Annotated in this window: 15 protein-coding genes; 12 read left to right on the top strand and 3 right to left on the bottom strand. The window is 45.0% G+C overall.

Going from position 1 to position 16,143, the window contains the following annotated elements; translation table 11 throughout:
* Positions 1-38: 38 nt before the first annotated feature.
* The 8 genes from atpE (at position 39) to glmU (ending at position 7,238) form a co-directional block, all read left to right on the top strand.
* Positions 39-293 carry a F0F1 ATP synthase subunit C gene (gene atpE / locus MHN79_RS17360; RefSeq protein WP_006957448.1) on the top strand — a complete coding sequence of 85 codons (255 nt, stop codon included), beginning with the start codon at positions 39-41 and terminating at the stop codon, positions 291-293.
* A gap of 71 nt (positions 294-364) precedes the next feature.
* Positions 365-835, top strand: coding sequence for a F0F1 ATP synthase subunit B (gene atpF, locus MHN79_RS17355; protein WP_114787710.1), 471 nt, complete (start codon positions 365-367; stop codon positions 833-835).
* A gap of 14 nt (positions 836-849) precedes the next feature.
* On the top strand, positions 850-1,383 hold the full coding sequence (gene atpH, locus MHN79_RS17350) for a F0F1 ATP synthase subunit delta (RefSeq protein WP_160932607.1): 534 nt from the start codon (positions 850-852) through the stop codon (positions 1,381-1,383).
* Positions 1,384-1,396: 13 nt separating this feature from the next.
* The gene (gene atpA, locus MHN79_RS17345; protein ID WP_160932605.1) at positions 1,397-2,938 is read left to right on the top strand and encodes a F0F1 ATP synthase subunit alpha; all 1,542 of its coding nucleotides are present in this window, start codon (positions 1,397-1,399) and stop codon (positions 2,936-2,938) included.
* 43 nt (positions 2,939-2,981) lie between these two features.
* On the top strand, positions 2,982-3,848 hold the full coding sequence (gene atpG, locus MHN79_RS17340) for a F0F1 ATP synthase subunit gamma (protein WP_160932603.1): 867 nt from the start codon (positions 2,982-2,984) through the stop codon (positions 3,846-3,848).
* Between the two features lie 35 nt (positions 3,849-3,883).
* Positions 3,884-5,287, top strand: coding sequence for a F0F1 ATP synthase subunit beta (gene atpD / locus MHN79_RS17335; RefSeq protein ID WP_114787706.1), 1,404 nt, complete (start codon positions 3,884-3,886; stop codon positions 5,285-5,287).
* Between the two features lie 18 nt (positions 5,288-5,305).
* Complete coding sequence (locus MHN79_RS17330) at positions 5,306-5,728, top strand: F0F1 ATP synthase subunit epsilon (protein WP_114787705.1); 423 nt, start codon at positions 5,306-5,308, stop codon at positions 5,726-5,728.
* Positions 5,729-5,879: 151 nt separating this feature from the next.
* Positions 5,880-7,238: a bifunctional UDP-N-acetylglucosamine diphosphorylase/glucosamine-1-phosphate N-acetyltransferase GlmU gene (gene glmU, locus MHN79_RS17325; protein ID WP_239173900.1), complete on the top strand. Its 1,359-nt coding sequence runs from the start codon at positions 5,880-5,882 to the stop codon at positions 7,236-7,238.
* Positions 7,239-7,273: 35 nt separating this feature from the next.
* On the opposite strand, the gene punC is transcribed toward glmU, so the two are convergent.
* The gene (gene punC / locus MHN79_RS17320) at positions 7,274-8,470 is read right to left on the bottom strand and encodes a purine nucleoside transporter PunC (RefSeq protein WP_239173899.1); all 1,197 of its coding nucleotides are present in this window, start codon (positions 8,468-8,470) and stop codon (positions 7,274-7,276) included.
* Between the two features lie 141 nt (positions 8,471-8,611).
* Here punC and punR point away from each other — a divergent pair, with 141 nt between their 5' ends.
* The gene (gene punR / locus MHN79_RS17315) at positions 8,612-9,523 is read left to right on the top strand and encodes a DNA-binding transcriptional activator PunR (RefSeq protein WP_239173898.1); all 912 of its coding nucleotides are present in this window, start codon (positions 8,612-8,614) and stop codon (positions 9,521-9,523) included.
* Positions 9,524-9,571: 48 nt separating this feature from the next.
* Here the strand turns inward: punR and fadA are convergent, their stop codons facing one another.
* The gene (gene fadA / locus MHN79_RS17310; RefSeq protein WP_239173897.1) at positions 9,572-10,747 is read right to left on the bottom strand and encodes an acetyl-CoA C-acyltransferase FadA; all 1,176 of its coding nucleotides are present in this window, start codon (positions 10,745-10,747) and stop codon (positions 9,572-9,574) included.
* Between the two features lie 12 nt (positions 10,748-10,759).
* The gene (gene fadB / locus MHN79_RS17305) at positions 10,760-12,931 is read right to left on the bottom strand and encodes a fatty acid oxidation complex subunit alpha FadB (protein WP_239173896.1); all 2,172 of its coding nucleotides are present in this window, start codon (positions 12,929-12,931) and stop codon (positions 10,760-10,762) included.
* Positions 12,932-13,171: 240 nt separating this feature from the next.
* On the opposite strand from fadB, the gene MHN79_RS17300 reads away from it, so the two are divergent.
* The 3 genes from MHN79_RS17300 to hemG are packed head-to-tail and all read left to right on the top strand — an operon-like array spanning position 13,172 to position 15,835.
* Entirely contained in the window at positions 13,172-13,798 is a 627-nt protein-coding gene (locus MHN79_RS17300; protein WP_239173895.1) for a YigZ family protein, read from the top strand.
* A gap of 42 nt (positions 13,799-13,840) precedes the next feature.
* Positions 13,841-15,298 carry a TrkH family potassium uptake protein gene (locus MHN79_RS17295; RefSeq protein ID WP_239173894.1) on the top strand — a complete coding sequence of 486 codons (1,458 nt, stop codon included), beginning with the start codon at positions 13,841-13,843 and terminating at the stop codon, positions 15,296-15,298.
* Between the two features lie 9 nt (positions 15,299-15,307).
* Positions 15,308-15,835: a menaquinone-dependent protoporphyrinogen IX dehydrogenase gene (gene hemG / locus MHN79_RS17290; RefSeq protein ID WP_160932587.1), complete on the top strand. Its 528-nt coding sequence runs from the start codon at positions 15,308-15,310 to the stop codon at positions 15,833-15,835.
* The last annotated feature ends 308 nt before the right edge of the window (positions 15,836-16,143 follow it).

The raw sequence follows: 16,143 nt of genomic DNA, 5'->3' as shown, positions 1-16,143 counted from the left end.
TGGGCAACTAGCCAAAAAACTATAAATTGGAGATAGTAATGGAAACTTTACTGAGCTTTTCTGCAATCGCCGTAGGTCTTATCGTCGGTCTTGCTTCTCTTGGTACAGCGATTGGTTTCGCACTTCTAGGTGGTAAATTCCTTGAAGGTGCAGCGCGTCAACCAGAAATGGCTCCTATGCTACAAGTTAAGATGTTCATCATCGCAGGTCTACTTGATGCGGTTCCAATGATCGGTATCGTTATCGCACTTCTATTCACATTCGCTAACCCGTTCGTTGGTCAGCTAGGTTAATCACAGCTTATAGTCGACAAGCCTAGCTTGTTATTGATTAACACTAAGTCCGAATAGAAGGGGTAGCTGTTGTGAACATAAACGCAACTCTGCTGGGTCAAGCAATCTCGTTTGCACTATTTGTCTGGTTCTGCATGAAGTATGTATGGCCACCATTGATGCAAGCGATCGAAGAACGTCAGAAAAAAATCGCTGACGGTCTGCAGGCAGCTGAACGTGCTGCTAAAGATCTAGACCTAGCACAAGCAAACGCTTCTGATCAGTTGAAAGAAGCGAAGCGCACAGCAACTGAGATCATCGAGCAAGCGAATAAGCGTAAAGCTCAAATTTTAGATGAAGCTCGTGAAGATGCTCAGACAGAACGTCAGAAAATTCTTTCGCAAGCAGAAGCTGAACTTGAAGCTGAACGTAACCGTGCACGCGATGAGCTGCGCAAACAAGTTGCAACTCTGGCTGTAGCTGGTGCTGAGAAAATCATTGAACGCTCTATCGATAAAGAAGCGCACAAAGATATTCTCGACAACATTACTGCAAAACTTTAAGTCTGGGGGCGCTTATGTCTGATTTGACTACTATCGCACGCCCCTATGCTAAAGCAGCATTTGATTTTGCCGTAGAAAAGAACGCATTAGACCAATGGGGTCAAATGCTATCTTTCGCTGCGGAAGTTGCTAAAAACGAGCAAATACATGAACTCTTAACCGGGTCTATGTCAGCAGATAAGTTGGCTGAGGTATTTGTGGCTGTTTGTGGCGACCAAGTTGATGTTCATGGTCAAAACCTTTTGAAGGTGATGGCAGAGAATGGTCGTTTAGCGACCCTTCCTGATGTTTGTGAGCAGTTTTTAGCGCTTAAAAAAGAGCGTGAGAAAGAAATTGATGTTGACGTTATTTCAGCATCAGAGCTTTCAGAAGAACAGTGCGCAAGCATCAGCAGCAAACTTGAGCAGCGTTTAGAGCGCAAAGTTAAGCTGAATTGCAGTATAGATGAGGCCCTACTTGGTGGGGTGATTATTCGAGCCGGAGACTTAGTCATCGATGATTCAGCGCGTGGTCGTCTGAATCGCCTAAGCGATGCATTGCAGTCTTAATGGGGATTGGAGCATGCAACTTAATTCCACGGAAATAAGCGATCTAATTAAACAACGTATCGAATCTTTCGACGTTGTTAGTGAAGCTCGCAACGAAGGTACTATCGTATCGGTAAGCGATGGTATCATCCGCATTCACGGCTTAGCTGACGTGATGCAAGGTGAAATGATTGAATTACCGGGTGGCCGTTATGCCCTTGCACTTAACCTTGAGCGTGACTCGGTTGGTGCGGTTGTAATGGGTCCTTATGCCGACTTAAAAGAAGGCATGAAAGTTACAGGTACAGGTCGTATTCTTGAAGTTCCTGTTGGTCCAGAACTTTTAGGTCGCGTAGTGAATACACTAGGTGAGCCTATTGATGGTAAAGGTCCAATTGAAGCCAAGTTATCTTCACCTGTAGAAGTGATTGCACCTGGTGTAATCGACCGTCAATCGGTTGATCAGCCAGTTCAAACGGGTTACAAATCAGTTGACTCAATGATCCCAATCGGTCGTGGTCAGCGTGAGCTTGTAATCGGTGACCGTCAGACAGGTAAAACTGCTCTAGCGATCGATGCAATCATCAACCAGAAAGATTCTGGTATTTACTCAATCTACGTAGCAATTGGTCAGAAAGCCTCGACGATTGCTAACGTTGTTCGCAAATTGGAAGAGCATGGTGCGCTAGCAAACACTATCGTGGTTGTGGCATCAGCTTCTGAATCTGCTGCGCTACAATATCTAGCGCCTTATTCAGGTTGTGCGATGGGTGAATACTTCCGCGATCGCGGTGAAGACGCATTGATTGTTTATGATGATCTATCAAAGCAAGCGGTGGCTTACCGTCAGATTTCTCTACTACTAAAACGTCCACCAGGCCGTGAAGCATTCCCAGGGGATGTATTCTACCTTCACTCTCGTCTACTAGAGCGTGCTGCTCGAGTAAATGCAGACTACGTAGAAAAATTCACTAAGGGTGAAGTGAAAGGTAAAACAGGTTCATTGACCGCTCTACCTATCATTGAAACTCAAGCAGGTGACGTTTCAGCGTTCGTACCGACTAACGTAATTTCGATTACCGATGGTCAGATCTTCCTACAAACTGAGCTATTCAATGCGGGTGTACGTCCAGCGGTTGATCCAGGTATCTCAGTATCTCGTGTAGGTGGCTCAGCTCAGACGAAAATCATTAAGAAGCTTTCAGGTGGTATTCGTACCGCACTGGCTCAGTACCGTGAACTTGCAGCGTTTGCTCAGTTCTCGTCTGATCTTGATGAAGCAACGAAGAAGCAGTTAGATCATGGTCAGAAAGTTACAGAGCTAATGAAGCAAAAGCAATATGCTCCAATGTCTGTATTTGACCAAGCACTGGTAATCTTCGCGGCAGAGCGCGGCTATTTAGCAGATGTTGAACTCAACAAACTGCTAGATTTCGAAGCAGCTCTACTATCGTATGCTCGCGGTCAATACGCTGAATTGGCGTCTGAGATCGACAAGACGGGTGCTTATAACAATGATGTCGAAGCTCAGCTTAAGAAGCTAGTTGACGATTTCAAAGCAACCCAAACTTGGTAATAGGTCGGTGGCATTGATTGCCACCAACTAATGGAGAGTAACGATGGCCGGCGCAAAAGAGATACGTAATAAAATCGGTAGTGTTAAAAGCACTCAGAAAATTACGAAAGCGATGGAAATGGTAGCAGCTTCAAAAATGCGTCGTTCACAAGACGCTATGGAAGCTTCTCGTCCATACGCTGAAACAATGCGTAAAGTGATCGGTCACGTGGCGAACGCAAATCTAGAGTATCGTCATCCGTACTTAGAAGAGCGTGAAGCGAAACGAGTTGGTTACATCATCGTTTCTACAGACCGTGGCTTGTGTGGTGGTTTGAATATTAACGTGTTCAAGAAAGCAATCACAGACATGCAAGCTTGGAAAGAAAAAGGTGCTGAGGTTGAACTTGCAGTTGTCGGTTCAAAAGCAACGGCTTTTTTCAACAATAGTGGTGCTAAAGTCGCCGCGCAGGTTTCTGGTCTTGGCGATAGCCCGAGCCTAGAAGACCTAATTGGTTCTGTAAGCGTAATGCTAAAGAAATACGATGAGGGTGAACTGGACCGTCTGTATGTAGTGTTCAATAAGTTTGTTAACACTATGGTTCAGCAACCAACGATCGATCAATTGCTACCTTTGCCTAAATCAGACAGCGAAGAAATGCAGCGTGAGCATTCATGGGACTACATCTATGAACCTGAGCCTCAACCTCTACTGGATGCACTATTGGTGCGTTACGTAGAGTCTCAGGTCTACCAAGGTGTGGTAGAGAACCTTGCTTGTGAGCAAGCGGCTCGAATGATTGCGATGAAAGCTGCAACTGACAATGCGACCAACTTGATTGAAGATCTTGAACTTGTGTATAACAAAGCCCGTCAGGCTGCTATTACTCAAGAACTGTCTGAAATTGTTGGTGGTGCTGCTGCGGTTTAAGCATAGGTAAAACGAAATAGTTTAGAGGATTAACGATGGCTACAGGTAAGATCGTACAGATCATCGGTGCGGTAGTCGACGTAGAGTTCCCACAGAGCGAAGTACCTAGTGTATATGACGCTCTAAACGTAACGGACTCAAAAGAGCGTTTAGTTCTTGAAGTTCAGCAACAGCTAGGCGGTGGCGTAGTTCGTTGTATCGTGATGGGTAGCTCTGATGGTTTACGTCGTGGAGTAGAAGTAGTAAATACTGGTGCTCCAATTTCAGTACCAGTTGGTACTAAGACCCTAGGTCGTATCATGAACGTTCTAGGTGACGCAATTGACGAGCGTGGTGAAATCGGTGCAGAAGAGACTTACTCTATTCACCGTGAAGCACCAAGCTACGAAGAGCAATCAAATGAAACAGCTCTACTAGAGACTGGCGTTAAAGTAATCGACCTAGTTTGTCCATTCGCTAAGGGTGGTAAGATTGGTCTATTCGGTGGTGCTGGTGTTGGTAAGACCGTTAACATGATGGAACTTATCAACAACATCGCACTTCAGCATTCTGGTCTATCAGTATTTGCAGGTGTTGGTGAGCGTACTCGTGAGGGTAATGATTTCTACTTTGAGATGCAGGAAGCGGGCGTTGTAAACGTTGAGAAACCTGAAGAGTCTAAAGTAGCAATGGTTTACGGTCAGATGAACGAGCCACCGGGTAACCGTCTACGTGTTGCTTTGACTGGTCTAACAATGGCTGAGCGTTTCCGTGACGAAGGCCGTGACGTTCTACTGTTCGTTGATAACATCTATCGTTATACACTAGCAGGTACTGAGGTATCAGCACTTCTAGGTCGTATGCCTTCAGCGGTAGGTTATCAGCCTACTCTAGCTGAAGAAATGGGTGTTCTACAGGAGCGTATCACGTCAACTAAGCAAGGTTCTATCACGTCTGTACAGGCGGTATACGTACCTGCGGATGACTTGACTGACCCGTCCCCAGCTACCACGTTCGCGCACTTGGATGCAACGGTTGTACTTAACCGTAATATCGCTGCTATGGGTCTATACCCAGCGATCGACCCACTAGATTCGACATCTCGTCAGCTTGACCCTCTCGTTGTAGGTCAAGAACACTATGATATCGCTCGTGGTGTTCAGTCTACACTACAGCGTTATAAAGAGCTGAAAGATATCATTGCGATTCTAGGTATGGACGAGCTGTCTGAAGAAGATAAGCAAGTAGTATCTCGTGCACGTAAGATTGAACGTTTCCTAACTCAGCCTTACCACGTAGCGGAAGTATTCACTGGTGACCCTGGTATCTACGTACCTCTTAAAGAGACTCTACGTGGCTTCAAAGGTCTACTAGCTGGTGATTACGATGACGTTCCAGAGCAAGCGTTTATGTACTGTGGTGCAATTGACGATGCTATCGAGAATGCGAAGAAGCTATAAGGCTAACTAGGAGGCGATATGGCACCAATAACCTTTCACCTAGATGTTGTCAGCGCAGAAAAGAAAATCTTTTCGGGTCGTGTTGAAACGTTCCAGGTGACCGGTAGCGAAGGTGAGCTAGGGATTTTCCATGGCCACACTCCGTTACTGACCGCTATCAAGCCTGGTATGGTGCGTATTGTGAAACAGCACGGCCACGAGGAAATTATTTATGTTTCCGGTGGTATGATAGAAGTTCAGCCAGGTACAGCGACTGTATTGGCAGACACGGCTATCCGTGGTGAAGAGCTAGACGCAGCGAAGGCAGAAGAAGCCAAACGCCGTGCTGAGGAGAGTATCCAAAATCAGCATGGTGATATGGACTTTGCTCAAGCGGCCAGTGAGCTGGCAAAAGCCATTGCTCAGCTACGTGTTATCGAGCTGACAAAGAAACGCCGCTAAAAGTTTTAAGGTGTTTCAAAAATGATAAAGGCGGTCGTTTGACCGCCTTTTTGTCTATTTTGGAGTAAATTTTTTCTGCAACGATTAACTAATTATCCGTTAATGTCTACAATACATCCCAGTTTTACAACACCAATTGAAGGTCTTTTGAATGAAATTTAGCGCGGTGATCCTCGCAGCGGGTAAAGGCACTCGCATGTACTCTAACAAACCCAAAGTGCTGCATACTCTAGCGGGTAAGCCTATGGTTAAGCATGTTATTGATACATGTAAAGGTATAGGAGCGCAAAATGTCCACTTAGTTTATGGTCATGGTGGCGATCAGATGCAGACAGTACTCTCGAAAGAGTCTGTCAATTGGGTGTTGCAAGCAGAGCAGCTGGGTACAGGGCATGCAGTGGACCAAGCATCGCCTCAGTTTGAAGACGATGAAAAAGTGTTAATTCTCTACGGTGATGTCCCCTTAATCTCTGAAGAGACTCTAGCAAGCTTGCTTGATGCGCAGCCAACGGGCGGAATCGCATTGCTTACTGTGGTTTTGGATAACCCTACGGGCTATGGCCGCATTGTGCGTAAAAATGGCCCAGTAGTGGCAATTGTCGAGCAAAAGGATGCGACTGAAGAGCAGAAACTTATCAAAGAGATAAACACTGGTGTGATGGTCGCTACGGGAAGAGATCTCAAACGCTGGCTATCTGGGCTAAGTAATGATAATGCTCAAGGTGAATATTATCTGACTGATGTGATTGCAGCTGCCCACAGTGAAGGGCGAGCGGTAGAGGCGGTTCACCCTATAAGTGCTATCGAGGTTGAGGGCGTCAATGATAGAGCGCAGCTTGCTCGTCTAGAGCGTGCTTTTCAGCAGGCGCAGGCACAAAAGTTACTTGAGCAGGGCGTTATGCTGCGCGATCCTGCTCGCTTTGATCTTCGCGGGGAATTGCAATGTGGTATGGACTGCGAAATAGACACTAATGTGATTATTGAGGGCAAAGTTACTCTAGGTGACAATGTTTTCATCGGCACGGGTAGTGTACTTAAAGACTGTGAGATTGATGACAATACCCTGGTTCGCCCGTACAGTGTTATCGAGGGTGCAACTGTTGGTGAAGATTGTACTGTTGGCCCATTTACACGTCTGAGGCCTGGTGCTGAGATGCGCAATAACTCTCATGTTGGTAACTTTGTTGAAGTGAAAAACACCTTAGTTGGAGAAGGTTCTAAAGCCAATCATCTCACCTATCTGGGGGATGCTGAGATTGGTAAACGTACCAATATTGGTGCCGGAACGATTACCTGTAACTATGATGGAGTGAATAAATTTAAGACCATCATAGGTAATGATGTCTTCATTGGCTCAGACAGTCAGCTAGTGGCACCAGTTTCGGTTGCTGATGGAGCGACACTTGGTGCGGGCACGACTCTTACCAAGGATGTCGAAGAAGGTGAGTTAGTGATTACTCGCGTCAAAGAGCGAGTGATACAGAACTGGCAGAGACCAACGAAAAAATAACAGACTTGAGCGCCGCAATTAGCGGCGTTTTTTGTTTATTTTTCTGTAACGGCAGAGGCGTTATCCATCTCTATTCCAGTATCTTTGCTTCGGGCTGATAGCCAGTAGCCAACCCATAATCCCACCATACAGATTAGGATTGCGATTCCTGTTACTGTTTGTGCTTGGCTTGCCATTGCAGCCACTAACGCGCTAGAAAGGCTGCTGATGCAAATTTGTAAGCTATTTTGCAGGCCTGCTGCGGTCGCTGGGCTTTGTTTGGCACTTGCGAGCGCTCTATTGACCACTATGGGATATAGGGCACCGTTGGCGACAGCGATTAAGCAAAAAGGCGCTAGAATAGGCCAGATTGAAGACAGCTGCCATTGTGAAGTAGCAAATATCATGACTGAGGCTAGGCTAAACAGTCCGATGAGTATTCTAAGGACGTGTTCATCACCATATTTGGCCACGCATTTTTTACCGATATATCCGCCCGCCATAAAAGCGATTGTTTGGGGAATGAAGCTTAAGCCTATATCTCTGGCATCATAGCCTAGCTGAGCCATAATTTCTGGCATGCCAGTAAGGTAGGCAAAAAAGGCGGCAGAAGCGGTCGCGAATATGGTGACATTGCCTATGTAGGTTTTCGAGGTGAGCAGAGCTTTTATATCGGCTCCAACAGTGGATTTTTTCTCTTGTTGCTCTGGGTTATCTTGCGCCATAGTGGCTGTGATTAAGACTAATCCGACTATGGTTAAGGTTATAAAAATACTCTGCCAACCCCAAAGATCTGAGAGTAGAACGCCTAGCTGAGGCGCCAGTGCAGGTGAGAGAGCAACTAAGGGCATTATAGTGGCAAATATTTGCTGGCTTTGGCTTGCGTGGCGTTTAATGACCATGGCTTGCCAAATCACCGCTGGAGCGCATACGCCAATCGCTTGAATAAAACGCAAAGTGAGGAGTTGCCAGACTTGATCGCTAAATGCCAAACCTAAAGATGCGAGTGTAAATAAACCTAATCCCGCAGCTAGGGTATTTCTGTGGCCAAATTTATCAGAGGCGAGCCCCCAAGATAGCTGGCCAACCGCCATTCCAACCAAAAACACCGTTAGGGACAAAGCGATTTGTTCTGGGCCTGTGGCGAAATCACTTTCCATTGCTTTGAATGCTGGCAGGTACATATCTGTCGCAATAAACCCGAGCATCGAAAGAGAAGCAAGGTAGAGAAGTTGTATCTTTGAGATGTTCATTTTATATCCATTCAAAAAAATTCATTTGAAAATATTGTCCATTTTCAACGCTAATATTGGTCTTTAGATTATATTTTTGGTAAACCTAGCTTATAAGCGTTGTTTTTTATGGTTATCAATCAAAAAATTTGAAGGGAAGTGATGAGTGCTTTTTCTCAGGCATCTTTAGAGCTAATAGAGACGGTTGCCAGACTCGGAAGTTTTACTTCTGCTGCTGAAGTTTTGCATAAAGTCCCATCTGCAATAAGTTATAGCGTCCGTCAGGTTGAGCGAGATCTTGGTGTAGTTTTGTTTCGCCGCTTACCGAGGAGGGTGGAGCTCACCATTGCTGGAGAGGTATTTGTTGAACAGGCAAGAGCTATGTTAAGGCAAATGGAGGAGGTGAAAGCTCAAACCAAGAGAGCCGCTCATGGCTGGCAAAAAACGCTCAAGCTAACGCTTGATAATGTAGTCAAATTAGATCGCTTAAAGCCCCTAGTTGAAGATTTCTACCAAACTTTTCCGCATGCTGAACTGCAGATTAACATGGAAGTATTTAATGGCTCTTGGGAGGCTATATCACAAGAAAGGGCGGACATTGTGATTGGTGCAACTTCAGCTATTCCTGTTGGGGGAGATTTTGAAGTAAGAGATATGGGTGTTTTGGATTGGATGTTTGTTGTAGCCCCTGAACACCCTTGTGCAAAGGCCAATGTGCTAGCCGAAGAATTTGTCAGTCAATTTCCTGCCATTTGTTTAGATGATACCTCTACCGTCTTACCCAAACGCCACTCTGGTCATTATCCTTATCAACGTCGGCTACTTTTGCCCAATTGGCATACTGCAATCGAGTGTTTAAAAAATGGCGTGGGCGTGGGCTACATGCCACGTCATCTGGCTATGCCGTTGGTTAAAAGTGGTTTTTTGAAAGAGAAAATTTTGCCAGATCAACAGCCCGTGAGTCGATGTTGCTTGGTGTGGCGTAAGGACGATAACCATAAACTAATTCAATGGATGATCGACTATCTGGGGGATAGTGAGCGCCTTCATAAAGACTGGCTGGGGGATGACTAACGGTGTGCATGTAAGGCCAGCGTAATGCTGGCCTTAATTTTGTTTTGATTAAGGACGCTCAAATACGGTCGCAATACCTTGGCCAAGGCCAATACACATAGTGGCTAGGCCGTATTTTGCATTCTTATCTTCCATAAGATTGATGAGTGTGGTCGAAATACGAGAACCTGAGCAACCGAGTGGATGGCCAAGCGCGATCGCGCCACCGTTTAGGTTTACTTTTTCATCCATGACATCAAGTAAGCCTAGGTCTTTTGCACATGGGAGCGATTGCGCAGCAAAGGCTTCATTTAGCTCCACAACGTCCATATCTTCTATTGATAAGCCAGCACGTTTCAAAGCCTTCTGAGTTGCGGGAACAGGGCCATAACCCATAATGGATGGATCGCATCCCGCCACTGCCATGCCCTTAATTTTGGCTCGGATTTTAAGGCCTAGTTGTGTGGCTTTCTCTTCACTCATGATTAGCATTGCCGATGCACCATCAGATAGAGCGGATGAGCTGCCAGCGGTCACTGTGCCATTGGCTGGATCAAATACTGGACGAAGTTGTGAAAGACCTTCGACAGAGGTTTCTGGACGTATGACTTCATCATTCTCAAGAGTGAAAAGCGTTCCGTCAGGAGCGTGCCCTTCTGTGGGCAATATTTCGTTTTTGAAGCGCCCTTCGACTGTAGCTGCGTGTGCACGAGCATGAGAGCGGGCTGCAAACTCGTCTTGCTGCTCACGGCTAATATTGTGTATTTTTCCCAACATTTCAGCTGTGAGTCCCATCATACCCGCAGCTTTTGCAACATTTTTTGACATGCCAGGATGGAAATCAACGCCGTGAGTCATAGGAACGTGTCCCATGTGCTCAACGCCCCCAATCAAGCAAATCTCAGCATCACCTGTCATAATGGCGCGCGTAGCATCATGCAGAGCTTGCATAGAAGATCCACATAAGCGATTAACCGTGACTGCACCAATTTCAATCGGTAGCCCAGCTAGCAGAGCTGCATTTCGAGCAACATTGAAACCTTGCTCAAGCGTCTGCTGCACACAGCCCCAGTAGATATCTTCTATGTCTTTAGGGTTAACTTGTGGGTTGCGAGCTAGAATTCCTTTCATTAGATGAGCAGAAAGGTCTTCAGCACGGGTGTGGCGAAAAGCTCCACCTTTGGAGCGCCCCATGGGTGTACGTAGGCAATCGACTACGACAACACTTTTTGTTTGGTTATTCATACGGGTATCTCCTTAGATAGAACCTTGTTGCTGATTGCCATAAAAGGTTTCACCTTTAGCTGCCATATCGATTAGTAGCTGTGGTACTTGGTACATGGCGCCTAAATCTGAGTGCTGTTTTGCCATCGCTACAAACTCGGCAATGCCAACGCTGTCAAGATAGCGGAATACGCCGCCACGGAATGGAGGGAAACCTAATCCGTACACCAGAGCCATATCTGCTTCTTGAGGAGAGGCGATAATCTTTTCTTCTAGACATAGGGCAACTTCATTGATCATTGGAATCATCATGCGTTGGATGATTTCTTGATCGTTAAAGTCTTTTTTCTCCGCGCACACATCTGAGAGAACGGGCAGAATATCCTCGCTAAAGGTTTTTTTCGGCTTACCACGTTTATCAACGCTATAGCTGTAGAATCCATGACCATTTTTCTGACCATACTTGTTGGCCTCAAATAAAGCATCTATCGCGTCGCGATATGACTTGCCCATACGTTGTGGGAAGCCTTCGGCCATAACCGCTTGTGCGTGGTGAGCAGTGTCAATACCTACTACATCAAGCAAATAAGCAGGGCCCATTGGCCAACCAAACTTACGCTCCATCACTTTGTCAATCTGGGTGAAATCTGCTCCATCGCGCAGTAGCATGCTAAAACCACCAAAGTAAGGAAACAGCACACGGTTAACGAAGAACCCTGGGCAATCATTGACTACGATTGGGGATTTGCCCATTTTAGCCGCGTAGGCCACAACGCGATTGATGGTTTCTTCTGAGGTGTGTTCACCGCGAATAATTTCAACCAATGGCATTCTATGGACAGGGTTAAAGAAATGCATGCCACAGAAATTCTCTGGGCGTTTTAGCGATTTTGCGAGATGATTAATTGGTATGGTTGACGTATTAGATGTGATGACAGTATCTGGGCTGACTTGTTGCTCCACATCACTAAGAACGCTAGCCTTGATTTTGGGATTCTCAACCACAGCTTCGACAATAATATCTGACTCGTCAATACCTGCATAGTGTAAGCTAGGCGTGATGGAAGCTAGAATACCCGCCATCTTAAATCCATCAATTCGACCACGAGAAAGTCGCTTATTGAGCAGTTTAGAGGCCTCTGTCATACCAAGCTCAAGCGATGCCTGTGCAATATCTTTCATCAAGACAGGTACACCTTTTAAAGCAGATTGGTAAGCGATGCCACCCCCCATGATCCCCGCGCCTAACACAGCAGCGCGCTTGGTCTCTTTACTTGCTGACTTTTCTGCTTTCTTGGCAATGCCCTTAATATATTGGTCATTAAGAAACAGTCCGACAAGCGATTTGGCTTCTTCTGACTTGGCAAGTTCAACGAAGTACTTGCGTTCAATATCAAGCGCATCATCTCGAGCGCTTTGTGCTGCTTGCTCAATGGCAACGACCGCTTTCATTGGGGCGGGATAGTGTGGGCCTGCTTTTTGAGCAACAAGTCCTTTAGCCATGGTAAAGCTCATCATAGACTCGAGTTTGCTAAGCGTGAGCGCTGATGTTTTTTGCTCGCGACGTTTCTGCCAGTCTACCTTTTCGTTAATTGCTTGCGATAAGGTTGCTAGAGCAGATTCAAATAGAGACTCGCTCTCTACAACTGCATCTATTAAACCAATTTTTAGGGCTTCATCGGCTCGACATGCTTTGCCTTGGGTGATGATTTCCATGGCGCTGTCTGCACCGATGAGACGAGGAAGACGAACACAGCCACCAAAACCTGGCATTATGCCGAGTTTTGTCTCTGGTAATCCTATGCTTGTTGTTTTGTCACCTATTCTAAGGTCGGTAGCAAGTACACACTCACAGCCGCCACCAAGAGCGTGCCCTTTCAATACCGAAAGGGTTGGCACTGGCAAATCTTCCAGTTTGTTAAAGATACTATTTGCAAATTGAAGCCATTTATCCAGCTCGGCTTCTGGTTTGGCAAATAGCCCCATAAATTCAGTAATATCGGCACCGACTATAAAGGCATCTTTGTTTGAGGTAAGTAATAGGCCTTTTAGTCCATTATGGCTGTATAGTGCATCAAGGGCTTTATCGAGTGATTCGAGGGTCGCTAGGTCTAGTTTATTGACGGAGTTTGGAGAGCAAAAACTTAGCTCAGCGATGCCGTCTTGTAATTCCTTTACCTGTAGGGTTTCGGCTTGGTAAATCATTATCTATCTCCATGACATACAATCTTGAGATTGCGTGTATGTCGGTCTTAAGCCGACATTGATAAATGTCGTACATTTGTTCTGGTTAGACCAGTTTGTTAAGTTTGGACTTAGAGAAAATGAAATTCAATACATTTTTTAAACAAGTGTTTAACACTGTGCGCTATAACGGATCTTTTTAGCGCTCTTAGTGGGTTGACATGATAGACTCAAGTATCAGATATCTTTAGCAATAGAGCCATGAATCAAAAGCCATTTCTTATCCCTAAAGAGTTAACTCTTTATCGAGAGGAAATAAAGAAAAGTGTTTTTATTACTCAGTTACATCACACATCATCGGTTGCAGAGGCTAAGGCCTTCATCGAAGAAGTAAAAAGCCAGCACCCAGCAGCTAGACATAATTGCTGGGGTTTTGTTGCGGGTCGTCCTGATGATTCAATGAAATGGGGTTTTAGTGATGATGGAGAGCCCACTGGCACAGCAGGAAAGCCTATTCTTGCACAGCTTTCAGGATCTGGAGTTGGTGAGATTACCGCCGTGGTGACTCGATACTCTGGAGGGGTAAAGCTTGGAACCGGAGGCTTGGTTCGAGCTTATGGTGGCGGAGTGCAGCAAGCGCTTAAGTTGCTTCAAACAATTGAGAAAAAAATAACCACAAAGCTACTACTAGAGTTAGACTATGGTTTTGTTGCTATTGTTCAAGGTTTACTCATTCAATTTGATGCGCAAGAAGTCGAGGCTGACTATAGTCAACAAGTAAAAATGGTTGTGGACATTGAAATGCGTTATGTCAGTGATTTCACGCAGAGCGTAATCAATAAGAGCGGCGCCAAAGTGATGGTGACCCCTATAAATGGTAAACAATGATAATCAGGAAGTCGGGAGCTTTGCTTCGGTAATCATCAATTCATGCAATTTCGTTCAATTATCCGAATTGTCGGGCTTTTGCTCGCTCTTTTTAGTGTGTCTATGCTGGCTCCTGCACTTGTCGCTTTGATCTATCGCGATGGTGCCGGTGTTTCCTTTGTGACAACTTTCTTTTTCCTATTTATTTGTGGGGCGATATGCTGGTGGCCAAACCGACGTCATAAACATGAACTTAAAGCGCGAGATGGCTTTCTGATAGTCGTTCTTTTCTGGACGGTTATTGGTAGCGCAGGTTCGATTCCTTTTTTACTGGCTGACAACCCCAGTGTGTCAGTGACCGATGCCTTTTTTGAATCTTTCTCCGCTTTAACGACTACTGGGGCGACCGTCATAGTGGGTCTTGATGATCTACCCAAAGCCATTTTGTTTTACCGTCAATTTTTACAATGGTTTGGCGGGATGGGAATCATAGTTTTAGCCGTCGCTATTCTTCCTGTACTCGGAATTGGAGGGATGCAGCTCTATCGTGCTGAAATCCCCGGACCAGTCAAAGACAGCAAAATGACCCCACGTATTGCTGAAACAGCCAAGGCACTATGGTATATCTATTTAAGTCTGACTATTGCTTGTGCATTTGCATTTTGGTTAGCAGGGATGACACCTTTTGATGCGATTGGGCATAGCTTTTCTACCATAGCTATTGGCGGTTTCTCTACTCATGATACCAGCATAGGCTACTTTGATAGTTATGCTATTAATATGATTACCGTGGTTTTTTTGCTTATATCTGCGTGTAATTACTCTCTGCATTTCGCGGCTTTTGCTTCAGGTGGAGTACATCCGAAATATTATTGGAAGGATCCTGAGTTTCGAGCGTTCATTTTTACTCAAACTCTGCTCTTTTTGGTGTGTTTTCTCGTATTGCTTAATCACCACTCTTATAGTTCTGTTTACGATGCATTTGATCAAGCGTTGTTTCAAACTGTTTCTATTTCGACGACCGCTGGTTTTACTACAACGGGCTTTGCGGATTGGCCTCTGTTTTTGCCTGTATTGTTACTGTTTTCTTCATTTATCGGTGGCTGCGCAGGGTCAACAGGTGGAGGAATGAAAGTTATTCGCGTGTTACTGCTGACACTACAAGGAGCTCGGGAGTTAAAGCGCCTTGTCCATCCTCGTGCGGTTTATACGATTAAGGTTGGCGGTACCGCACTCTCTCAGCGAGTTGTTGATGCGGTTTGGGGATTCTTCTCAGCGTACGCTTTAGTTTTTGTCGTGTGCATGCTTGGTTTAATTGCTACAGGTATGGATGAGCTGAGTGCTTTTTCTGCCGTTGCGGCAACATTGAATAACTTGGGGCCTGGCTTGGGAGAGGTTGCGCTTCACTTTGGTGATGTGAACGAGAAAGCTAAATGGGTTCTGATTGTTTCCATGCTATTTGGACGATTAGAAATTTTTACCTTATTGATTCTGCTAACCCCAACTTTTTGGCGTAGCTAAGGAGCCAGTGTGTCTAAAGCGTTATTTCTATATTCATCCCGTGAAGGACAAACAAAAAAAATCCTCTCTTATATAGAGGATAGTTTATCTAACCTCGAAGTCGAAATATCCGATTTGCATACTGTTGAGCGGGTTGATTTTTCAAAGTATGACAAAGTTTTGATTGGTGCTTCGATTCGTTATGGTCACCTCAATAAAAAGCTTTATCAGTTTATTGAGTGTCATAAAGACCAGCTAGATACAGCTAAGGTGGGTTTTTTTTGTGTAAATTTAACAGCGAGAAAGGAAAGTCAGGGCAAGGATACTCCTGAAGGTAGTGCCTATATACGAAAATTCTTAACTAAGTCGCCTTGGAAGCCTACTTTGATAGGTGTCTTTGCTGGAGCGCTTTATTATCCACGCTATAAGTTCTTCGATAAAATGATGATTAAGCTAATAATGAGTATGACAGGCGGAGAGACGGATACCAGTAAAGAAGTCGAATACACCAACTGGGAAAAGGTATCTTTGTTTGCTCAAAAATTTAGTGAATTGTAGAAAGTAGAGTCAATTTTAGACGTTTTGGCTTGTTTTTTATTCGAAAAGAAAAAAAATCAGAAAAATATCGAAAAAAGCTTGTCATCGAGAATGTTATCTCTATAATGCCCCTCCGCTGACAAGGAAAGGCTTGATTAAATATATCTAAGCAAAAATAAACCTAGTTTAGCAGGTTGTTGTAGCCAAGCAGAAATGCTTACAATAAGTTGAAAAAAGTGGTTGACACTCAACTTTATCTCGCTAGAATAGCCGTCCGTTTTGAGTTTTACTCACAACGCTGCTCTTTAACAAACTAAACCTATCAATCT

Origin of the sequence: Vibrio sp. Of14-4, from assembly GCF_022347625.1 — a bacterium.
GTDB lineage: Bacteria > Pseudomonadota > Gammaproteobacteria > Enterobacterales > Vibrionaceae > Vibrio > Vibrio pristinus.
This window is presented reverse-complemented; position numbering and strand designations above follow the sequence as displayed.